Raw genomic sequence first — 19,813 nt, forward strand, 5'->3', positions numbered from 1 at the left:
CCTCCAGGTGTGGGCATTCCCCCCGTCCCCGAACCGCTCCTTCAAGCGTAGGGCGGCTCGGGGTTTCGCGGGCGCCGGAGCCGCGCGCACTCCACCGGCCCGCCCCTCCCTGCACGGACAATGTCTTGATCGTCCGCGCGGCAGCGGCGAAACCTCAGTGGCAGGCTCTGACGGCCGTGAAGAGAGGGGTCACAGAGGCGCGAGGCCGATGACCTCGGGCGGGGGAGAGCGCCGGCGAACGACCCACGGGCGCCCGGCCCTTGGGGGGCCGTGAACGACGGAGCGTGGCCGAGGCCCCCCGAGGGCCGGTGCACGGGGCCGTACTCTTTGCCAGGTCATGACGGGAGGCTCCGACCTGCGGCGCAGCGGCGGGACACCGGCCGCCGTGGTCGCGGAATGAGGGCAAAAGTGTTGAACGGGTGGCTGGGGGAGGCGGCCCGCGACGAGGCCTGTCACGGGCGAGCGTTATCGTCCGACCTGCGTGTTCACCTTTTCCCCAGGAGCTCCATGCGCCTCAAGCAGGTCTCGCTCACGGCGTCGATATCGGTCGTCGCCGGGCTGACCACCGCCACCGTCGGCCTCACGGGATCCACCGCCTGGGCCGACAGCACGGCGGCGCTGCCGCTGTCCCACTACTCGCACATGCTGGTCGACGCCGCTCACCGGCACATCTTCTTCAGCCAGGGCGCCGGTTCGACCGGCATCCTGGTGACCGACCTGTCCGGTGCCCCCGTCACCACCCTCGCCGACGAGCCGGGCGCCACCGGTCTGGCGCTGTCCGCCGACGGCGGGACGCTCTACGCGGCCCTGGCCGACGGTGACGCGCTCGCCGCCATCGACACCGCGACGCTCACCGAGTCCACCCGCATCCCGACCGGGACCGGCAGCGCCCCGGTCTCCGTCGCCGTGGCGGGCGGCCGGATCTGGTACGGCTGCACGGACCCGGCCGGCGGCAAGGGCGTCATCGGATCGGTGGACCCGTCCGCGGCCGACCCGGCGGCCACCTCCCAGCCCTCGATGTCGCACTGGTCGGCCGCCCCGCTGCTCGCCACGGGCGGCGGCGTCCTCGCGGCCGAGGAACCACAGCAGAACCTCAGCCACGTGGCCACCTTCGACGTCTCCTCCGGGACGGCGTCGGTCGAGGCCGACACCCTGGTCCACGGCGGTACGGCGACCGGGCTCCAGGTCACCGGCGACGGCGCGCGGGTGCTGCTCGCCGCCCCGCAGTCGCCCGCCCTGCAGGCGTACCGCACCTCGGACCTGGGCAGCGCCGACCCCTCCGTGTACTACACCGGCGGTGTCGGCTCCGGCCCGAACTCGCTCGCCGGGGACACCGACGGGACGATCGCCGTCGGCAGCACCTCGGGCTCGGCCGCCGGCCTGTACCTCTACGCCGACTCCAACTCCGCCGAGAACCACGTCACTTTCCCGACCGGGACCCTGGCCCCGGACGGCCTGGAGTGGGGAGCCGACGGCGTGACGCTCTACGCCGTCACGCGGGACTCCTCGGGCGGCTACGCCCTCGACGTGCTGGGCGCCCCCAAGCTCACCGACACCCAACTCTCCCTGAACGCCCCGCAGTACGCGGTCCCCACCCGGCAGTTCACCTTCACCGGATCGGTGAGCACCAAGGGATTCGTACCGGCCGGCGCGACGCTCCAGGTCACCCGTGACGGCACACCCCTGCCCGACGCCACGGCCGCGGTCGGCAAGGACGGCTCGTTCACCGTCAGCGACACCCGCCAGGACGAGGGCGCGTACACCTACCAGGTGTCGTACGCCGGTGACGCGACGCACCGGGCTGCGACCGCCTCGCTGACGGTGCACGTGGCGAAGCTGTCGACCACCATCCCGTTCCCGGACGTCAGCTCGGCGACGCCCCACTCGGTGGCCTTCACCGGCTCGCTCCTGACCGGTCCGAACCTCGTCAGCCTCCCGGAGGGCGCCACCGTCCAGGTGTCCAGGACGAACGAGGACACCCAGGAGACGACCCAGCTCCCGTCGGTCCCGGTCGACCCGGCCACGACCGAGTTCACGGTCACCGACGCCCCGGACAGCGCCGGCAGATTCACGTACCACCTCTCCTACGCGGGCGACGCGACGCACCAGCCGACGTCCTCCGACGCGACCCTGCAGGTCTCCCCGTACACCCCGGCCCTGACGCTGCACGCCCCCACGACCGCCACGCGCGGCACCGCGCTGACGTTCGGCGGCACGCTGGGCGACGCGCCGTACGGCAGCGGCGAGACGGTCACCGTGTCCCGCACGGACGCCGCCCACACGACGACGCCCGTCCAGTGGACCGCGCCCGTGGGTACCGACGGCACGGTCACGGTCAAGGACACGCCGTCCATCGGCGGCGCCGACACCTACACGGTCAGCTACCCGGGCGACGCCTCCCACCAGGCGGCCACCGCGTCCGCGATCGTCCAGGTGTCCCGTGCGGTGACGACCGTGTCCATCACCACCGACAGGTCCTCGTACACATACGGCGCGACGGCCACCGTCGGCGCCCACCTCGGTACGACGTACAACGGCCGTACGGTCTCGATCTACGCGCAGCCGTCCGGCGGCAAGAAGACGCTGGTCAAGTCCGGCACCGTGGACGGCAAGGGGAACCTGTCGGCCACGTACAAACTCAGCCGCACCACGACGTTCACGGCGTCCTTCGCGGGCGACTACCGCTACGCCCCGGCCACGGCCACCCGCACGGCCTACGACCAGGTGAAGGTTGCTCAGACGCTGACCGGCTACTACACGAGCACCACGTACAGCGGCACCACCTACCGCGTCTACCACCACACGGTGAAGCCCCGGGTGACCGCTGTGGTGACCCCGAACAAGTCCGGCCAGTGCGAGCGCTTCCAGGCCCAGGAGTACTACAGCGGCGCCTGGCACACGCTCACCACGTCGAGTTGTGTGTCCCTCGACGCGAACAGCACCGCGGTGGCGCAGTTGAGCCTCACCAACGCGGTCGACCAGAAGTTCCGGGTCCGCTCCGAGTACGAGCACAGCACGAAGGACACCACCAACCTGAGCACGTGGAGCGGCTGGCTCTACCTCACGGTCAGGAACTGACCCGGAGTCAGTGGGCGGCGTGGTTGAACAGTCCAAGGCGGTGGCCGGACTGGGGCGCCGTGCGTTGGATCGCGACGATGGCGGCGTCGTCGCCGAGGTGTCCGCCGCAGTGGGCGAGGAGGTCCCGACGCAGGTGGTGCATGAGCGCTTCCGGGTCGCTCTTGGTCCAGCGCGCGACGCGTAGCGCGAGGGGGTAGAAGGTGCCGTTGCGGTCGCGGGCCTCGGTGACGCCGTCGGTGTACAGCAGCAGCGTGTCACCGGCCTCGAAGGAGAACTCGTCGATGGTGTAGTCACCCGCCGCCATCTCGTACATGCCGAGCGGGGGCGCCGGGTGGGGGCTCGTGACGGTGGCGACCCGGTCCCGGCTCAGCAGCAGTGGTGGGGGGTGGCCGCAGTCGGTCATCCGAACCGCCGGGTCTTCGTCGGGGATCTCCAGCAGCAGGGCGGTGATGAAATGTTCCTCGATGTCACCGTCGGCCTCGATGAAGTCGGACAGGTAGCGGCACACACTGCGGTCGAGCGCGGCGGCGAGAGCGGCGAGCGAGGTGTAGCGATCGGCGGTCTCACGGAAGGCGCCGAGCAGCATCGCGGACTCCCCGACAGCAGACAGGCCCTTCCCCCGAACGTCACCGATGATCATTCGAGTCCCGCTGCCGGTACGTGTGGCGGTGCACAGGTCCCCGCCGATCTCGGCCTCCTCCTCGGCGGCCAAGTACAAGGAGGTGATCTGCAACGAACCGATCCGCTGGGGGAGCGGACGCAGCAGCGCCCTCTGGGCGGCCTCGGACACCGACCGCACCTTGGCCAGCTCCGCCCGGCGCCGTTCCCGCACGACGCAGAAGAACACGATCATGGCTGACAGCACCGTGAGCGCGACCACCTGGATCATGACGTTGCGCTCCGTGAAGAGCACGCCGAAGTGCAGACCGATGAACGCCTGAGCCAGCACGGTCAGGAGGCCGATCAGCCCGGTGCGCCAGGGGCCGGCGAAGGAAGCGGTGAGCGCGGGCGCGACGACGAGCAACGGCCCCAGATGGACATCGGCGGGGACATTGATGTCGACGATCGTGATCACCACGATGAGCGCAAGCGGGAAGAGCATCAGCGCATGGCGTGACTGCCACGCCTGACCCTGACCACCAAAGCGCCACCGGAGGTCCACGTCTTCCACTCTGCACCCCGCGAGTTCCACTCTGCACCCCGCGAGCCGGTCGGACGAATGCTGTGGGTGGTGTGCCTGCCACCACTCACACGGGCCGGAGGCGGCCCAGGAGGCCGATACTCGTGGTCACACCGGTGTGCAAGCCTGGCAGCAGACGGGAGTACCTGGGCACGGGTACCGGGAAAGGAACGCGATGCGGGACACATACCACGAGGAACTCGACTCGATCGGTGACGGACTGGTCGAGATGGCCCGGCTGGCCGGCTCCGCCATCGGACGGGCCACCGCGTCGCTGCTCGATGCGGACCTCCAGCTCGCGGAGAGTGTGATCGCGGCCGTCGAGAAGGCGGACGAGCTGCAGCGGGAGCTGGAGAACCGGGCGATCACGCTGCTCGCCCGGCAACAGCCGGTCGCGACCGATCTGCGGATCGTGGTCACCTCGCTCCGTATGAGCGCGGATCTGGAGCGCTCCGGCGCCCTGGCTCGGCATGTCGCGAAGCTGGCCCGGCTGCGCTTCCCCGAACAGGCGGTGCCGGGCGACCTGCACAGCACCGTCCTCGAGATGGGGCAGTTGGCGCAGCGGCTGATGGCCAAGGCTTCCGAGGTGATCGTCTCCAAGAACGTCGACGAAGCGCTGCAGTTGGAGCGGGACGACGACCGCATGGACGAGCTGCACCGCACGCTCTTCCAGCACCTGCTGGACGAGCGCTGGAAGCACGGCGTGGAGACCGCGGTCGACGTGACACTCGTCGGCCGTTACTACGAGCGCTTCGCCGATCACGCGGTGTCCGTCGCCAAGCGGGTGGTCTACCTGGTCACCGGCGAATACGCGGACGAACTGACCCCGGCACCTGTGGTGGTGCCGGACGACCCGGCGTAGCCGTTCGACAGCCGGACCGGGCCTGCCCGCGAGCTCGGGCGGGAGGCCGCCCTCGGCGCGATCGACGACCCGCGGCGCTGCATGATCCGGGGGCGCGCCGTCATGCCGGAGATCACGGACGACCACCTGGCGGCCGCCCGGTCGGTCCGCATCCGCTGTCGCACGCTGGACCTCGATATCCGCTTTCGCACGCTGGACCTCGAAGTTCGCTCCTGGCGGCCTGACACGAGGCGAGTTGCCGGGAGCCCGTGCATGTCCCCGAGAGAACGGCCGCACTCCCGACGAGGCGGCCGGCGACGCCGCGCTGCACATGGAACCGCTGCTGCGCTGAAGGCCGGCTGCGGGGTCGTGTCATCGGTGCGGGGCCACCGGGAGGACTGTGGCCGTGATCGCTGAAGGGTGGGTCCCCGGATTCGCCTCGAGGCCCGGAAGCGTGCGCGAGCCTCGGCGGGCCAGATCCCTTTCACCGTGATTCCCCACTTGCCCGCGTACTGTTGCCCGCTGTCGACGGTGAAGGCGGTTTGATCGGACTCCCCTGCTGCGCGACTTGCACAAGTGCTCTGCTTGGATCGGCCCATGATTTCTGTCGGCGCACCGGACGAGACACGAGAGAGGGCAGCGCTCGCGGTCTGGTTCGGTGGGACGTCCGTGGCGTGCTGGCTCTGTTGCCCGTTCTGGATACTGGTCTGCTTCATCGCGCTGCCCCTGGCCCTCGTCGGCCTGGTGCGGGCCTGCATCGAGTACCGGGCATCGAGGTCGGGCCGAGCGAGCAGGCCACGGGCCATCGTGGGTGGGGTGTTGTCCCTCTTGGGCGCAACGGCGGCGATCGCCTACGTGATCTTTCTGGCCAACCATCCGGACCTCCCCGTCCAGGGGTAGGCGTCCAGCAGACACGCTCTGCTGAATCCCACGTCCGGGCCGGCGGTATCAGCCCGGTTCAGCCGACGTTCGGGGAGCCGCAGAACGCCCCGGCCAACACGGGGACCAGCCACCGCTCGATCTGCTCAGGGGGCCCGGCGGCCAGTTCGGTGCCTATGGGCGCCAACATGAGCCAGTTCAGCAGGCCGGCCGCGCACCGGATGCGGAAGTCCAACTCCCGCTCGTCGACTCCGGGAATCTTCGCCGAGAGCTGCCGGACGATGTCCCGCCGGGACTGCTGGAACTTTGCCGTCAGCCGGCCCCAGCCCTCAGGGGGGTCGATCCCGACGCGAGCCACCGTCCGCATGACCGCCAGATCCCGTCCGCCGGCCGCCAGCGCACGCATCATCGGCCCGGCGAACGCCGCGGCCAGATCCTCGATGCTGGATGCGGTGTCGAGCGAGGCGACCTCGTCGATCTGTGCGTCCAGGTAGCGTTCCAGCGCGTTCTCGATCGCCGAATCGCACAGCGCCTTCAGCGACCCGAAGTGGTAGCTCACCGAGGAGACGTTGGCTCCCGCGCGATCCGTGATCTCGCGGAGGGTCACGCCCTCCTGGCCGCGTCGCGCGAGCAACTCCTGCGCGGCGGCCAGCAGGCCGTCCCGCGTCCGCTGGCCGGCCTCGCGGCGCTGATCTGTCCGTTCTGTCGCCATGGGCAGAACTCAAACAGCTGCTTGATTTTGCTGTCAAGCAGCCGTTGGTCCGACAGGCGGCCCACCAGCGACCTAGAACGCCAGGCCGACGCCCGCCCCCTCGGTGCGCGACACCCGCCCAACCTGTAAATCAAACATTCGCTTGACATGGGACGCCGTCCATAAAGTCAAGCGAGCGTTTGATTTGAAAAGCGCCACGTACGGCGCGAACCCGTCTCGACGGATCTCGGATCCCAACAACCGACACAGAGGAAGACGACATGAAGTCGCTCGGATGGAAGACGATCATCGCCACGGCCGCCGTCACGAGCCTGACCGGTCTCGCCATAGCCGCCGCACCGACACAGGCCGCGAGCCCCGCCGTCAGCGGCACGCACGTCCACACCGCCGGCAGCTCGGAGGCCCCCACGGCCCTGAGTCCTCGCGAACTGGCGGCGCTGCCGCTCACCAACCACCACCTGACCCGGCACGAGACAGCCAATCTCGCGGTCGTGCTGAACGCGTACCACGTGGCGGAGGGCAAGAACCTGGACGTCCCCGCCTTCGTCAACAGCTTCGCCAAGGACGGCGTCTTCAACGACGAGGTCGCCGGCAAGACCTACCAGGGCAAGGCGCTCGGTGACGTTCTGCCCTACATGGCCAACCTCTTCCCCGATGTTCACCGTGACCTCAAGCGCATCACCGTGAACGGCGACGTGGTCAGCATCGAGCTGTCGATCCAGGGCACGTTCGAGGGGCCGCTTCAGACGCCGGCGGGCACCGTCGAGCCGACCGGCGCGAAGGTCGACGTGCCGACCGCCGACTTCTGGTACCTGCACAACGGCAAGGTCGAGCAGTTCAACTGCTACGTCGGCTACACGAAGATGTACTCCGACATGGGCGTGAACCTCGACTGGGCCTCGGCGGTCAACAAGCACTGAGCCGTACCCCGGCGGGTGTGGCCCGGCACTGCCGGCCGTACGTCACCGGCGGGGCCCGACTGTCGCGGCAGGCCGGGCTCTTCGAATCCGGCACGGGACAACTGATCACCATGCATGGAAAAAGGCCCGGGTCTCTGACCCTGGGCCTTTTCATGGAGCGGGTGACGAGAATCGAACTCGCGCTCTCAGCTTGGGAAGCTGATGTTCTACCATTAAACTACACCCGCGTAAGACGCCGGTTGAGCCGGTGTCGAATGCCCGCTCACTCTACCTCATGCCTGGCCTCCGGCGCTGAAGCCGAGGGGCCGGTTCGCGTTTCGGAGGGTGGATGCAGCTGCGGGGGACCGGAGTTGGGGCGTACGGTGGAGGCGTGGAAGAGGGTCTGGGCGGGACCGGAGTGCCGCCTGGAGGGCCTTTCCTTTCGTCCCGTAATGTGGCTTTCGTCGTCGGTCACGCCAGTGCCTGACGAAGGCTCTTGGGGAAGGGACTCTGTGGACTTGATGGAGCGCACCGTCGTCCGTTGTGCCGAGGGGCACGTGTTCAGCACCGCTTCGTTCCCGATGCAGCAGGCCGAGCGGCTCGGTCCCGGTCGGCTGATCCGGTGTCCGCGGTGTGCGCGGCTCCGGAACGTCGTTCCGGTGGAGCTGCAAAAGCGGTAGGCCGAGCGTCGGCACCGATGTGAGCAGGCGCGCGGGACGTCACGATTGTGGTCGGTCCGCGCGCCTTGCGTATCCTCGGGGCGTGCTTCTCTCAGACAAGGACATCCGGGCCGAGATCGACGCCGGGCGGGTCCGGATCGATCCCTACGACGAATCCATGGTGCAGCCGTCGAGCATCGACGTGCGGCTCGACCGCTACTTCCGGGTGTTCGAGAACCACCGCTACCCGCACATCGACCCCTCCATCGAGCAGGCGGACCTGACCAGGCTCGTCGAGCCCGACGGCGACGAGCCGTTCATCCTGCACCCCGGGGAGTTCGTCCTCGCCAGTACGTACGAGGTCATCACGCTGCCCGATGATCTCGCTTCGCGGCTGGAGGGCAAGAGTTCCCTCGGGCGGCTCGGGCTCGTCACCCACTCCACCGCCGGGTTCATCGACCCCGGGTTCTCCGGGCACGTCACCCTCGAGCTGTCCAATCTCGCGACCCTGCCCATCAAGCTCTGGCCGGGCATGAAGATCGGGCAGCTGTGCATGTTCCGGCTCAGCTCGCCGGCCGAGTTCCCGTACGGCAGCGACCGGTACGGGTCCCGTTACCAGGGCCAGCGCGGGCCGACCGCCTCCCGGTCCTTCCTCAACTTCCATCGGACCCAGGTGTGAGGGCGTGAACATGTCCCAGGTGCGCGAGAACCTCACGTACGAAGGCTTCGGCGCCGCGGTCCGTGAGCTCGCCCAGACCATCGCCGACGACGGGTACGAGCCCGACATCGTGCTCTCCATCGCCCGCGGCGGTGTCTTCGTCGCCGGGGGCCTCGCGTACGCCCTCGACTGCAAGAACATCCACCTGGTGAACGTCGAGTTCTACACCGGGGTCGGGACCACCCTCGAGATGCCCGTCATGCTCGCTCCCGTCCCCAACGCCATCGACTTCTCCGACAAGAAGGTCCTGATCACCGACGACGTCGCCGACACCGGCAAGACGCTCAAGCTGGTGCACGACTTCTGCGTCGACGCGGTCGCCGAGGTCCGCAGCGCCGTGATCTACGAGAAGGCCCACTCCCTCGTGAAGTGCGAGTACGTGTGGAAGCGGACCGACGAGTGGATCAACTTCCCGTGGAGTGTCGAACCGCCGGTGATCAAGAGGGCAGATCAGGTTCTCGACGCGTAGGCAGGGACGACGAACCGAAGAGAGGGCTTCCGGCGCTGCGCCGGAAGCCCTCTCTCGTGCGTACGGCAGGTACGTACCGCCGTACGGCAGGTATCGCGCGCTAGAACGTGCCCAGCTTGATGATCGACACGATCGCGATCAGCTGGATGGCTGACGCGCCGAGCGCCTTCGGCCAGGGGAGGTCGTGGGACTTGCTGACCATGAGGGTCAGCAGGGCGGCCGCCGCGACCCAGGTCGCCCAGCCCAGGAGCTGGACGAAGGACGCGTTGCCGCCGAAGAACATGGCGACCAGCAGGCGCGGGGCGTCCGTGAGGGACATGATCAGCATGGAGAGCCCGACCGTGGGCTGCCAGGCGCCGTCGCCGCCGAGCTGGCGGGCCAGGGTGTGGGTGACCACGCCCAGGATGAAGGTGCTGATGACGATGGCCACGGCCGTCGTCAGGACGATCGGGACGGCGTTGGAGAGCGTGGCGTTTATGGCGTCCTGGCGGGCGCCGTCGAAGCCGAACACCGCGAGCAGGCCGTAGACGAACGTCACGATCAGGGCCGGGCCCCACATCGTGTAGTCGCGCATCTGGAGGAAGGTCTGGTTGGGGGCCATGACGATGCCCCTCAGCAGGTCCTTCCAGTGCAGGCGGGGGCCGATCGGCGGGGCCGCGGCCTGGCCGGCCCGGTAGGTCTCGCCCTGGCTGTACGGGTCCTCGCCGAGCGAGAAGGCCTGGGTGTGGCCGGGGCTGTTTGCCGCGTACGGGTCCGGGCCCTGTTGCGGGTGCCCGTCGCCGAAGTACTCCGGCTCGCCCCCACCGGGGCCACCGGCCTGGGGCCAGCCGCCCCGCTGTCCGCCGTCGTAGGGCTGCGCCCCGCCGTACTGCTGACCCTGGCCCTGACCCCCGTACTGCTGCTGCTGCGGCGCGGGCGGGTAGCCGTACGGCGGCTGCTGGCCTCCCTGGGGGGCCTGCTGTCCGTACGACGGTCGGTGTTGTTGCGGTCGCGCTTGCGGGGCTCGGTTGTCCCGGCCGCGTCCGATCCTGAATCCAGCCACGTTATCGAACGTACCTGGTCCCGCAGAGTGACGTGCCGGGCCCGGGGCGACGGGCCCGGCATTGGGGCCGACCTGTGACATCCCCTACGGGGACTCCCCGGGCGCCCCCTACGGGCTCAGCGGAGCATCACCTGGCCGAACCTCGGGTACCCGGACGTCGAGACGCCCACCGACGCCGGGCCGAAGGTGAGCGCGTTCGCCGGGGTGATGCCGGCGGACGCGCCGCGCGGGGTCCACAGGCCGCCGTCGGAGACGGCGAGACGCCGGAGAGGCCGTTCGCGCCGCCCACCGTGGCGTACGGCGCGGCGGTCACCAGGTGGGAGGTCAGCCCGCGAAGACGTTGCCGAAGTACGCGAGTCCCGACGGGCCACCGAGCGTGGTGCTGCCGAAGGACTTGGAGCCGGTCGCCGTGGTGCCGGAGGTGGTGGACTTGAAGAGCCAGACGGCGCCGGCGCCGTCGTTCTCGCCGCGGGCGCCGACCGTCAGTTCCGCACGGCCGTCGGCGTTGGCGTCGGTGAGGAAGACCGCGTCGCCGAAGTAGTCCTCGGACTCGGCGGTGCCGGGGACGTTCGCGGTGTCCTGCGAGTAGGACTTGGAGCCGGTGCCGGTCAGGCCGGACGCGGAGCCACGCAGGACCGTGACCTGGCCGGCGTGCTTCTTGGTGCCGAGGCTCTCGCTGTCGGAGCCGATCACGACATCGGCGTACCCGTCGCCGTTGGTGTCGCCGGAGGTGAGGCTCCAGCCGAAGCCGTCCCACTTCTCGCCGGTGCCGGGGACGCCGGCCGTGTCCTGGGTGATACGGACCGGGGTACGGGTGCTCAGGCCGCCGGACGCACCGTAGGTCACCGTGATCGCCCCGCCCAGGCCGCCGTTCGGCTCGGTCGTCGACTTCTCCATGAAGTTGCCGGTGACGATGTCGCCGTAGCCGTCCTTGTCGACGTCGGCGATGGTGGCCGAGTAGCCGCCCGAGAGCTTCTTGCTGTACTTCGGGCCGGTGGCCGAGCCGAGGTAGAGGGCGCTGCGGGTGGCGTAGTCGCCGCTGCTGGTCTCCTGCTGGCCCATGACGAGGAGGTCCGTCTTGCCGTCGCCGTTGACCTCGCCCGCGACCAGGTTGTCCGGGTAGATGGTCGTCTGGTCGATCGTGTCGATGCCGACGAGTGAAGCCGCCTTGCCCGTACGGGAGATGGGGCCACGGAAGATGTTCAGAGAGGGCGAGGAGTTGTTGCCGGCCGCCAGGTCGGTGTGGCCGTCGCCGTCGAAGTCGCCGGCCGCGAGCGCCCAGCCCAGCTCGCTGAGGTTCTCCGGCAGCGGCGAGGAGATGTCGGTGCCGGACTTCACGCCGTCCGCGCCGCCCCACAGCACCGTGAGCGTGCCGTAGGAGTCGGTGGAGCCGATCTTCTCGCTGTGCACGCCGACCACGACGTCCGTGTACCCGTCGCCGTCCATGTCGCCCGTGGTCAGACGGTCGCCGAAGTAGTCGGACGACTCCGGGGTGCCCGGGATGCCGGTCGTGGCCTGGCTGATGATCTGGCGCTTGGAGGTGTCCAGGCCGCTCGCCGTGCCGTAGACGATCGCGACGTAACCGGCACCGGACTTGCCGGAGACCTTGGCGATGGGCGCGGCGATCGCGAGGTCGCGGTAGCCGTCGCCGTTGAAGTCGCCGGACAGGCCGGAGGGCGCGGCGGCGGCCGTGGTGGCGGGCAGGGCGGTGAGCAGGCCGGTCGTGAGGGTCGCGGCCAGCAAGAGGGTGCGCTTGCGCATGGAAGGGGCTCCAGGAGGGAGGTCGGGCCCATGACGGCCACGGGTCCGGCGACAGCGGAAAGGGGACAGCGGGACAGCGGGACAGCGGGACAGCGGGACAGCGGAAAGGGGACGACGGAACAGCGGAAAGGGGACGACGGATGGGCGGACGCGGACGGGTGCCGAGGGACAGAGGACGGCTCAGTCGGCGAAGAGGGCGCCGAACTGCGGCGTGCCCGACGTCGAGACGCCCGAGGTGCTCGGCGCGACGGTGCGGGAGCCGCTCGTGGTGATCGCCGTGCCGTTGGACGGCAGGTAGGTCACGGCGCCGTTGGCGCTGTTCTCGTACGAGCCGACGAGCAGGTCGGCCTTGCCGTCCCCGGTGACGTCGTCGAGCTTGACGTCCGCGCCGAACCGGTCGCTCTTCTCGTCGTTGCCGGGCACGCCCGGTGTGCTCTGGGCGAAGGACTGCACGCCGGAGGAGACCTTGACGCCGCTCGCGGAGCCGTACAGGACGGTGACCATGCCGGTGTTGCTGACGCCGTCGATGTCCTCGTCCGGGGCGCTGACGACGAGGTCCTGGTAGCCGTCGCCGTTGATGTCACCCATGTCCAGGTCCCAGCCGAAGGCGTCGCCCTTCTCCGAGGTGCCGGGCACGCTGCCGGTGTTCTGGGTGATGCCGGAGGTCGTGGCGGGGCCGGACGCGGAGCCGTAGGTGACGTTCACCTTGCCGCCGTCGGCGGAGTCCGGGACGGGCGTGCCGTTGGTGGTGGTGCTGTCCCAGCCCGCGCCGCTGACGATGTCGCCGTAGCCGTCGCCGTTGATGTCGCCGACCGCGGTGACGATGCCGGGCTTGAGGGCCTTGGCGGACGAGGGGTTCAGACCGTTCGCCGTGCCGGGCACGTAGTAGTTGGTGTTCCAGCCGGAGGAGGTCTGGGTCTCGTAGCCGTCGACGATCAGGTCGGTGCGGCCGTCGCCGTTCACGTCCCCGGCGGTGAGGCTCATCGGGCCGAAGGGGTAGTCGTTGGTGCCCGACTGGATCGGGGGCTTGATCACACCGCGTCCGCCCGGCGTGCCGACGGTGCTGAAGCCGCCCCTGAAGACGTAGATCGAGCTGGACGAGTTGCCGACGGCGAGGTCCGCCTTGCCGTCGCCGTCGAAGTCGCCGGCGGCCAGGTCCTTGCCCCAGTAGTCGTGCGAGGTGGGGGCCGCGTCCGGCACGTCGACGCTCTTGCCGGTGAGGCCGTTCGCCGAACCCCACAGGAGGGTGAGGGCACCGCCGTGGGTGTCGCTGCCGACCTTCTCGTACGGGGAGCCCACGGCGAGGTCGTCGTATCCGTCGCCGTTGAAGTCGGCGTACGCCGTCTCGGCGCCGAACTGGTCACCGGTCTCGGCGGTGCCCGGGACGCCGGAGGTGTTCTGGCTGATCGTCGTGCGCTTGGCGGACGATACGCCGTTCGCGGTGCCGTAGAGCACGACGACCTGGCCGGCGTTGGCATGGCCGCTGACGTAGGCACCGGGCGCGGACGCGGCGACGTCGCCGATGCCGTCGCCGTTGAAGTCGGCCTTCGCCGTCCTGAACGAATCCGCGGCGCTCGCCGTCGCGGCCGCGAAGGTGAGCAGACCGCCGGTCATCGCGGCCGCGGTGGCCGTCGCGAGGGCGAGTCGCAGGTGGGACCGGTGGTGCGGGTGCTGCTTGTGCATGCGGGGTTCTCCTGCGGCATGCGGGGATGTCTGGCGGGACATCCACAGACAATGGGGTGCGGACCGCTCGTGTTTGCCGGGAGTTGTCCTCGGGTTCACGGTTGGCCGGCGATCAGGAGACCTTCGCTGGGGCGTAAGGGTTGCACGTGAGTTCGGTAAATTCTCGTGACTGATGGGGCGCCGGGCCGAAGCTCGACGCCCCACCAAAGAGCCGCCTTCGGCACGTCAGCCGATGAGGCCGGTGCCGAAGGAGCCGTAGGTGCGGGACAGGCCGAGGGTGCCCGGGCCGAAGGAGCGGGCGCCGGCGGTGGTGACGCCGCCGGAGGAGCCGCGCAGCGCGGTGATCGCGCCGACGCCCTCGTCCTCGAAGCCGGCGGCGACGGTCAAGTCGGCGTGGCCGTCCTTGCTGACGTCCGACAGGAGGACGTCGGAGCCGAAGTAGTCCATGGACTCGGGGGAGCCGGGGACGTTGTAGGTGTCCTGCGAGATCGCGCGGCCGCCGTTGAGCGCGTAGCCGGTCAGCACCACGGTGGAGCCGGTGTCCTCCTTCGTGCCGATGTCCTCGAAGACGACGCCGATGGCGAGTTCGCCGTAGCCGTCACCGTTGACGTCGCCGATCGAGACCGAGCTGCCGAAGCCGTCGTTGGCCTCGTCGGTGCCGGGCACGCCCTCGGAGGCCTGGGTCAGTTCGGCCATGGGCGCGTCGCCGTTGACCGGGCCGCCCACGCTGCCGCGGATGACGACGACCTGGCCGCCGAGGCTGCCGGTGTGGTCGTCCTCCTTGGTGAAGACGTTGCCGAGGGCGATCTCGTCGTAGCCGTCGCCGTTGATGTCGCCGAGGGCCACGGAGGTGCCGCCGTTCAGCGGGCGCGGCACGGAGGTGTCCAGGCCGGAGGCGGTGCCGAGATAGGCGACGCCCTTGGACCAGCTGCCCGAGGGGTCGGAGTCGAGCCGTGTGCGGTAGGTGACGACGAGGTCGGACTTCTTGTCGCCGTTGGTGTCGCCCGCCGCCATGGCGTCGACGCCGAACATCGCCCACTCGGGCAGGTCGATCTTCTGCGTGCCACCCGTCGTTCCGGTCGTGGTGAAGCGGCCCTTGACGATGTACGCGTGCGAGGCGCTGGTGGCGACGGCCAGGTCGGCCTTGCCGTCGCCGTTGAAGTCGCCGGCGGTCAGCCTGCGGCCCCACTCGTCGTGCGCGGAGGCGGCCGGGTCCTTGACCGAGGTGCCGTTCTTGATGCCGCCCGACGAGCCCCACAGCACGGTGACCGAGCCGCCGTCGTCGTCCGTGCCGACGTCCTCTCCGGGGGCGCCGACCGCGAGGTCGGTGTAGCCGTCTCCGTTGAGGTCGCCCACGGTGAGCGCCTCACCGAAGTAGTCCTCCTCCTCGGCGGTGCCGGGCACTCCCGTGGTGTTCTGGCTGACGACCGTGCGCTTGGCTGGGTTCAGGCCGGTGGAGCTGCCGTAGACCACGGCCACGTAGCCGGCCATGCCCTTGCCGCCGACCGTCGCGTACGGGGCGGCGAACGCGACGTCGCCGTAGCCGTCGCCGTTGAAGTCCGCCTTGTAGTGCCGGGCGGAGGCGGCGGCCGTCGCCGGCGCGGTCGCGAAGGTGAGCAGACCGCCCGTCAGCGCGGCGGCGGTGGCCGCTGCGAGGGCGATTCGCGGGTGGTGCTTGTGCATGCGGGATCTCCTGCGGCATGCGGGGATGCCTGGCAGGGGCATCCGCAGTCGGTGGGCGATCAGGAGACCTTCGGTGTTGGGTAAGGGTTGTACGTGTGTTCGGTAAATCTTTGAGGTTCCTGTGCGGCGGGAGGCGTCGGCGCACTATCCACCGGGCGCTACGACGTCAGGAACTCCGAGGTGGAGAAGGTGACCGTCGGCTCCGCCGCGAGCAGCCCCCGCTTCGTCCCGGTGTAGACGGCGACGGTGTCCTTCGTCTCGCCCCGGTACGTCCGTACCACCAGGTCCGCGCGCCCGTCCCCGGAGAAGTCGCCCACCGTCAGCACCCGGGTGGTGCCCTGGGCCGGCGGTTTCACGGTCACCATGCCCGCCGCGGACAGTCCGGCCGTACGACCCCGCAGCACACGCAACTCCGAGCCGCTGGAGATGAGTTCGCTCAGGCCGTCCCCGTCGAAGTCGCCGGAGTCGAGCATCGAGCCCGGGGTGGGGACGCTGCCGCGGGCGGCGCCGGGGAGGTCGTAGCGCAGTGACGTTCCGTCCATCGCGCCGACCGCCGCGTCGAGGGCTTTGCCCTTGCCGAAGCTGCCGAACGCGACGTCGATGCCGGCCGGCAGGGCGGCGCCCGTGCGGGTGGGTCCGGCCGGTCCGCCGAGGACCACCGCCGACGCGCCCGTGCCCGCCGCCGTACGGACGAGGAGGTCGTCGTAGCCGTCGCGGTTCACGTCGGCGGCCGGGCCGGTGGGCACCTCACCCGGCGACGGGATCGGACCGCCCGCCTTGCGCGGAGCGCCCTTGCGGCTGAACGGGCCGCGCAGACAGCTGAGGTGACCGGCCGAGGCGTGCACGACCAGGTCCTCGGCGCCGTCGCCGTCGAAGTCGCCGCAGACCGGCTGGTCCGGCCAGTCGTTGCCGAAACGGGCCGGCGCGGGGACGGCGAGCTCGACCGCCCTGCCGGTGAGGCCCTTCGGGGATCCGAAGAGGATCTGGAGGGGGACCGGCGGCTGTCCCTGGCCGTCGTACGGCGGGTCGGTCGACACGATCAGGTCCGTGAAGCCGTCCTTGTCGAGGTCGCAGCTCGCCTCCGCGTCGAAGACGGCGGGCAGTTGGCCCTTGGTAGGGGAGGCCTGCTTCTTCGGGCTGAGCAACTGCCGTGCGCCGGGCGTGAGTCCACGTGCACCGCCGTAGACGATGCCGATGCCGGCGTCGTCCGCGTGGCTCTGTTGCTTGACGAGGTCGTTGACGACGAGGTCACGGTGGCCGTCGCCGTTGAAGTCGTCGGCGACCTTGCTGCCCTTGCCGTGGGGGACGGGGAGTTGGGCGGGAGCCTTCGCGATCCGCGTCGGCGTGTGCTGGGGCGCTCCGGCTTCCGTGCCGGGGCCGCAGGCGGCGAGAAGGCTGCTCCCGAGGGCGCATACCGCCAGGGCTGCCGCCATCCGCGTGCCCGCTCTTCGCCCGCTCACCGCGCACCTCACCCGCCCCGGAGACAACAACGCGGGTCATCATGCACGTGTTCGGGCGGGGGGTTAAGGGGTGCGGCGTGCGGGATGGGTCACGCCGGACAACGCCACCGGGCGAACCCCGCTTCCTCGCCGAGCGCCTGACCGAGGCCCCGCACGTCGCCCTCCACATCGCACTCTGTATCGCCCTCCGCGTCGCCGAGCGCCACGGCCGAAGGCTGAGCCACTTGAACCGGCCAGGAACGACGACGCCCCCTGCCCGGACGGGGCAGGGGGCGTCGGTGGTACCGAACGGGCCGTTACTTCACCGGCTCCGGCTCCGGGGCGCTCTCCGAGTCGGTCTCGCCCGCCGGGGGCTCGTCGTCGACCGGCGTCCTGACGGAGTCGAGGAGCAGCTGGGCCACGTCGACGACCTGGATGGACTCCTTGGCCTTGCCGTCGTTCTTCTTGCCGTTGACCGAGTCGGTCAGCATGACGAGGCAGAACGGACAGGCGGTGGAGACGATGTCCGGGTTGAGGGAGAGGGCCTCGTCCACGCGCTCGTTGTTGATGCGCTTGCCGATGCGCTCCTCCATCCACATGCGCGCGCCGCCGGCACCGCAGCAGAAGCCGCGCTCCTTGTGGCGGTGCATCTCCTGCTGGCGCAGGCCCGGGACGGCCGACATGATCTCGCGCGGCGGCGTGTAGACCTTGTTGTGGCGGCCCAGGTAGCAGGGGTCGTGGTAGGTGATGAGCCCGTCGACCGGGGTCACCGGGAGCAGCTTGCCCTCGTCGATGAGGTGCTGGAGCAACTGGGTGTGGTGGATGACCTCGTAGTCGCCGCCGAGCTGCGGGTACTCGTTGGCGATGGTGTTGAAGCAGTGCGGGCAGGTGGAGACGATCTTCTTCGCCGACTTGGGCTTCTGCGACTCGGGCGTGACCTTGCCCTCGTCGTCCGTCTCCTCGCCGAACGCCATGTTCAGTGCCATGACGTTCTCCATGCCGAGCTCCTGGAACAGGGGCTCGTTGCCGAGGCGGCGGGCGGAGTCACCCGTGCACTTCTCGTCGCCGCCCATGATCGCGAACTTGACGCCCGCGATGTGGAGGAGCTCCGCGAAGGCCTTGGTGGTCTTCTTGGCGCGGTCTTCGAGGGCGCCGGCGCAGCCGACCCAGTACAGGTAGTCGACCTCGGACAGGTCCTCGATGTCGCGGCCGACGACCGGGATCTCGAAGTCGACTTCCTTCGTCCACTCCAGACGCTGCTTCTTGGCCAGACCCCAGGGGTTGCCCTTCTTCTCCAGGTTCTTGAGCATCGTGCCCGCCTCGGACGGGAACGCGCTCTCGATCATCACCTGGTAGCGGCGCATGTCGACGATGTGGTCGATGTGCTCGATGTCGACCGGGCACTGCTCGACGCAGGCGCCGCAGGTGGTGCAGGACCACAGGACGTCCGGGTCGATGACGCCGTTCTCCTCGACGGTGCCGATGAGGGGGCGCTCGGCCTCGGCGAGGGCGGCGGCGGGGACGTCGGCGAGCTGCTCGGCCGACGCCTTCTCGTTGCCCTCCATGTCCTTGCCGCCACCGGCGAGCAGGTAGGGCGCCTTGGCGTGCGCGTGGTCGCGCAGCGACATGATGAGGAGCTTGGGGGAGAGCGGCTTGCCGGTGTTCCAGGCGGGGCACTGCGACTGGCAGCGACCGCACTCGGTGCAGGTGGAGAAGTCGAGCAGGCCCTTCCAGGAGAACTGCTCGACCTGGGAGACACCGAAGACGTCGTCCTCACCGGGGTCGGTGAAGTCGATGGGCTTGCCGCCGGACGTCATGGGCTGGAGCGCGCCGAGCGCGGTCTCGCCGGTCGCGTTCCGCTTGAACCAGATGTTCGGGAAGGCGAGGAAGCGGTGCCAGGCGACGCCCATGTTGGTGTTGAGGCCGACCGTGATCGCCCAGGTCATGGTGACGCCGAGCTTGATCATGGCGGTCAGGTAGACCAGGTTCTGCAGCGTGCCGAGGCTCAGCCCCTTGAAGGCGGCGACCAGCGGGTACGAGGCCCAGTACGCGGCCTCGTAGTGGTGGACGCCGTGAATCGCGCCCTCCAGGCCGCGCAGGGTCATGATCGCGAGGCCGATGACGAGGATCACGGCCTCGACGAAGTACGCCTGGCCCGTCTTGGAGCCCGCGAAGCGCGACTTGCGGCCCGGCTTCGACGGCCGGTTCAGCTGCCGGATCGCGATCAGTACGAGGATGCCGAGTGTCGTGAACAGCGCGATGAACTCGGTGTACAGCTCGTACGGCAGCCAGCCGCCGAGGATCGGCAGCGTCCAGTCGGCCTTGAACAGCTGACCGTAGGCGGTGACGATCGTCAGGCCCAGGGTCAGGAAGCCGACGGCGACGAACCAGTGCGCGACGCCGATGATCCCCCACCGGTTCATGCGGGTGTGGCCGACGAACTCCTTGGCCAGCGTGATGCTGCGGGCCTTCCAGTCGTCGGTTCGGCTGCCGGCGGGTACGGGCTGGCCGAGCTTGATGAACCGGTAGATCTGCGCGACGGCTCGGGCAATGAGCGCAACGCCGACCACGGTCAGGACCAGCGACACGATGATCGCGGCGAGTTGCATTGGGGGCTCCTCGGGCCTGCGAGGCGGGGCTTCGTGGCGGACTTCGATGTGATTACTAAGCGGTAACTTATGCAGTCCGTCTGAGACTACCCACTTCTACTGCCGCACTGTAGTCAGCAGTGCGGTGATCTGCGTCGCTGAGGCTCGCCTGAGCGGGGTGT

At 69.7% G+C, this 19,813-nt stretch carries 14 protein-coding genes and 1 tRNA gene; 6 read left to right on the forward strand and 9 right to left on the reverse strand.

From position 1 onward, the window contains the following. Window positions 1–507 precede the first annotated feature (507 nt). Window positions 508–3,078 (forward strand): hypothetical protein, encoded by a 2,571-nt coding sequence (locus tag ACFVXA_RS35140; protein ID WP_390028247.1) that lies wholly within the window; start codon window positions 508–510, stop codon window positions 3,076–3,078. A 7-nt stretch (window positions 3,079–3,085) separates the two neighbouring features. Here the strand turns inward: ACFVXA_RS35140 and ACFVXA_RS35145 are convergent, their stop codons facing one another. After that, a complete protein-coding gene (locus ACFVXA_RS35145; protein WP_390028248.1) occupies window positions 3,086–4,180 on the reverse strand; it encodes a PP2C family protein-serine/threonine phosphatase in 1,095 nt (364 codons plus the stop codon). Window positions 4,181–4,433: 253 nt separating this feature from the next. Here ACFVXA_RS35145 and phoU point away from each other — a divergent pair, with 253 nt between their 5' ends. Together phoU and ACFVXA_RS35155 are read left to right on the forward strand one after the other, a co-directional pair. Beyond that, window positions 4,434–5,120 carry a phosphate signaling complex protein PhoU gene (gene phoU, locus ACFVXA_RS35150; protein ID WP_362022172.1) on the forward strand — a complete coding sequence of 229 codons (687 nt, stop codon included), beginning with the start codon at window positions 4,434–4,436 and terminating at the stop codon, window positions 5,118–5,120. Window positions 5,121–5,696: 576 nt separating this feature from the next. After that, entirely contained in the window at window positions 5,697–5,999 is a 303-nt protein-coding gene (locus ACFVXA_RS35155) for a hypothetical protein (RefSeq protein ID WP_362022169.1), read from the forward strand. A 58-nt stretch (window positions 6,000–6,057) separates the two neighbouring features. Here ACFVXA_RS35155 and ACFVXA_RS35160 read toward each other — a convergent pair whose 3' ends face one another. After that, window positions 6,058–6,690, reverse strand: a complete 633-nt coding sequence (locus ACFVXA_RS35160; RefSeq protein ID WP_383745887.1) for a TetR/AcrR family transcriptional regulator — start codon at window positions 6,688–6,690, stop codon at window positions 6,058–6,060. 260 nt (window positions 6,691–6,950) lie between these two features. Between ACFVXA_RS35160 and ACFVXA_RS35165 the strand changes: the two genes are divergently transcribed. After that, window positions 6,951–7,610: a nuclear transport factor 2 family protein gene (locus ACFVXA_RS35165; protein WP_390028250.1), complete on the forward strand. Its 660-nt coding sequence runs from the start codon at window positions 6,951–6,953 to the stop codon at window positions 7,608–7,610. A gap of 153 nt (window positions 7,611–7,763) precedes the next feature. On the opposite strand, the gene ACFVXA_RS35170 is transcribed toward ACFVXA_RS35165, so the two are convergent. After that, window positions 7,764–7,837: transfer RNA gene (locus ACFVXA_RS35170), tRNA-Gly, on the reverse strand. 514 nt (window positions 7,838–8,351) lie between these two features. On the opposite strand from ACFVXA_RS35170, the gene dcd reads away from it, so the two are divergent. Together dcd and ACFVXA_RS35180 are read left to right on the forward strand one after the other, a co-directional pair. Next, window positions 8,352–8,927, forward strand: a complete 576-nt coding sequence (dcd, locus tag ACFVXA_RS35175; RefSeq protein WP_362022147.1) for a dCTP deaminase — start codon at window positions 8,352–8,354, stop codon at window positions 8,925–8,927. A 10-nt stretch (window positions 8,928–8,937) separates the two neighbouring features. Then, window positions 8,938–9,435, forward strand: coding sequence for a phosphoribosyltransferase (locus tag ACFVXA_RS35180; protein WP_390028272.1), 498 nt, complete (start codon window positions 8,938–8,940; stop codon window positions 9,433–9,435). A 100-nt stretch (window positions 9,436–9,535) separates the two neighbouring features. Here the strand turns inward: ACFVXA_RS35180 and ACFVXA_RS35185 are convergent, their stop codons facing one another. From ACFVXA_RS35185 to ACFVXA_RS35210, 6 genes are all read right to left on the reverse strand, one after another. Continuing rightward, window positions 9,536–10,558, reverse strand: a complete 1,023-nt coding sequence (locus ACFVXA_RS35185) for a Yip1 family protein (protein ID WP_390028252.1) — start codon at window positions 10,556–10,558, stop codon at window positions 9,536–9,538. A gap of 243 nt (window positions 10,559–10,801) precedes the next feature. Continuing rightward, a complete protein-coding gene (locus tag ACFVXA_RS35190) occupies window positions 10,802–12,238 on the reverse strand; it encodes an FG-GAP-like repeat-containing protein (RefSeq protein ID WP_390028253.1) in 1,437 nt (478 codons plus the stop codon). A 180-nt stretch (window positions 12,239–12,418) separates the two neighbouring features. Beyond that, complete coding sequence (locus ACFVXA_RS35195; protein ID WP_390028254.1) at window positions 12,419–13,921, reverse strand: FG-GAP-like repeat-containing protein; 1,503 nt, start codon at window positions 13,919–13,921, stop codon at window positions 12,419–12,421. 225 nt (window positions 13,922–14,146) lie between these two features. Next, window positions 14,147–15,604 carry an FG-GAP-like repeat-containing protein gene (locus ACFVXA_RS35200; RefSeq protein ID WP_362022135.1) on the reverse strand — a complete coding sequence of 486 codons (1,458 nt, stop codon included), beginning with the start codon at window positions 15,602–15,604 and terminating at the stop codon, window positions 14,147–14,149. A 158-nt stretch (window positions 15,605–15,762) separates the two neighbouring features. After that, window positions 15,763–17,037, reverse strand: a complete 1,275-nt coding sequence (locus ACFVXA_RS35205) for an FG-GAP repeat domain-containing protein (RefSeq protein WP_390028274.1) — start codon at window positions 17,035–17,037, stop codon at window positions 15,763–15,765. Window positions 17,038–17,360: 323 nt separating this feature from the next. Beyond that, complete coding sequence (locus ACFVXA_RS35210; protein WP_362022132.1) at window positions 17,361–19,652, reverse strand: (Fe-S)-binding protein; 2,292 nt, start codon at window positions 19,650–19,652, stop codon at window positions 17,361–17,363. Window positions 19,653–19,813 lie beyond the last annotated feature (161 nt).

Source organism: Streptomyces sp. NPDC058246 (assembly GCF_042881985.1).
Classification (GTDB): domain Bacteria; phylum Actinomycetota; class Actinomycetes; order Streptomycetales; family Streptomycetaceae; genus Streptomyces.

Coding starts and splice junctions, on each gene's coding strand:
- ACFVXA_RS35140 (WP_390028247.1), top strand. CDS start 508: ATGCGCCTCAAGCAGGTCTCGCTCACGGCGTCGATATCGGTCGTCGCC.
- ACFVXA_RS35195 (WP_390028254.1), bottom strand. CDS start 13,921: ATGCACAAGCAGCACCCGCACCACCGGTCCCACCTGCGACTCGCCCTC.
- ACFVXA_RS35180 (WP_390028272.1), top strand. CDS start 8,938: ATGTCCCAGGTGCGCGAGAACCTCACGTACGAAGGCTTCGGCGCCGCG.
- ACFVXA_RS35160 (WP_383745887.1), bottom strand. CDS start 6,690: ATGGCGACAGAACGGACAGATCAGCGCCGCGAGGCCGGCCAGCGGACG.
- ACFVXA_RS35200 (WP_362022135.1), bottom strand. CDS start 15,604: ATGCACAAGCACCACCCGCGAATCGCCCTCGCAGCGGCCACCGCCGCC.
- ACFVXA_RS35145 (WP_390028248.1), bottom strand. CDS start 4,180: ATGCTCTTCCCGCTTGCGCTCATCGTGGTGATCACGATCGTCGACATC.
- ACFVXA_RS35190 (WP_390028253.1), bottom strand. CDS start 12,238: ATGCGCAAGCGCACCCTCTTGCTGGCCGCGACCCTCACGACCGGCCTG.
- phoU (WP_362022172.1), top strand. CDS start 4,434: ATGCGGGACACATACCACGAGGAACTCGACTCGATCGGTGACGGACTG.
- ACFVXA_RS35210 (WP_362022132.1), bottom strand. CDS start 19,652: ATGCAACTCGCCGCGATCATCGTGTCGCTGGTCCTGACCGTGGTCGGC.
- ACFVXA_RS35205 (WP_390028274.1), bottom strand. CDS start 17,037: ATGGCGGCAGCCCTGGCGGTATGCGCCCTCGGGAGCAGCCTTCTCGCC.
- ACFVXA_RS35165 (WP_390028250.1), top strand. CDS start 6,951: ATGAAGTCGCTCGGATGGAAGACGATCATCGCCACGGCCGCCGTCACG.
- ACFVXA_RS35185 (WP_390028252.1), bottom strand. CDS start 10,558: ATGTCACAGGTCGGCCCCAATGCCGGGCCCGTCGCCCCGGGCCCGGCA.
- ACFVXA_RS35155 (WP_362022169.1), top strand. CDS start 5,697: ATGATTTCTGTCGGCGCACCGGACGAGACACGAGAGAGGGCAGCGCTC.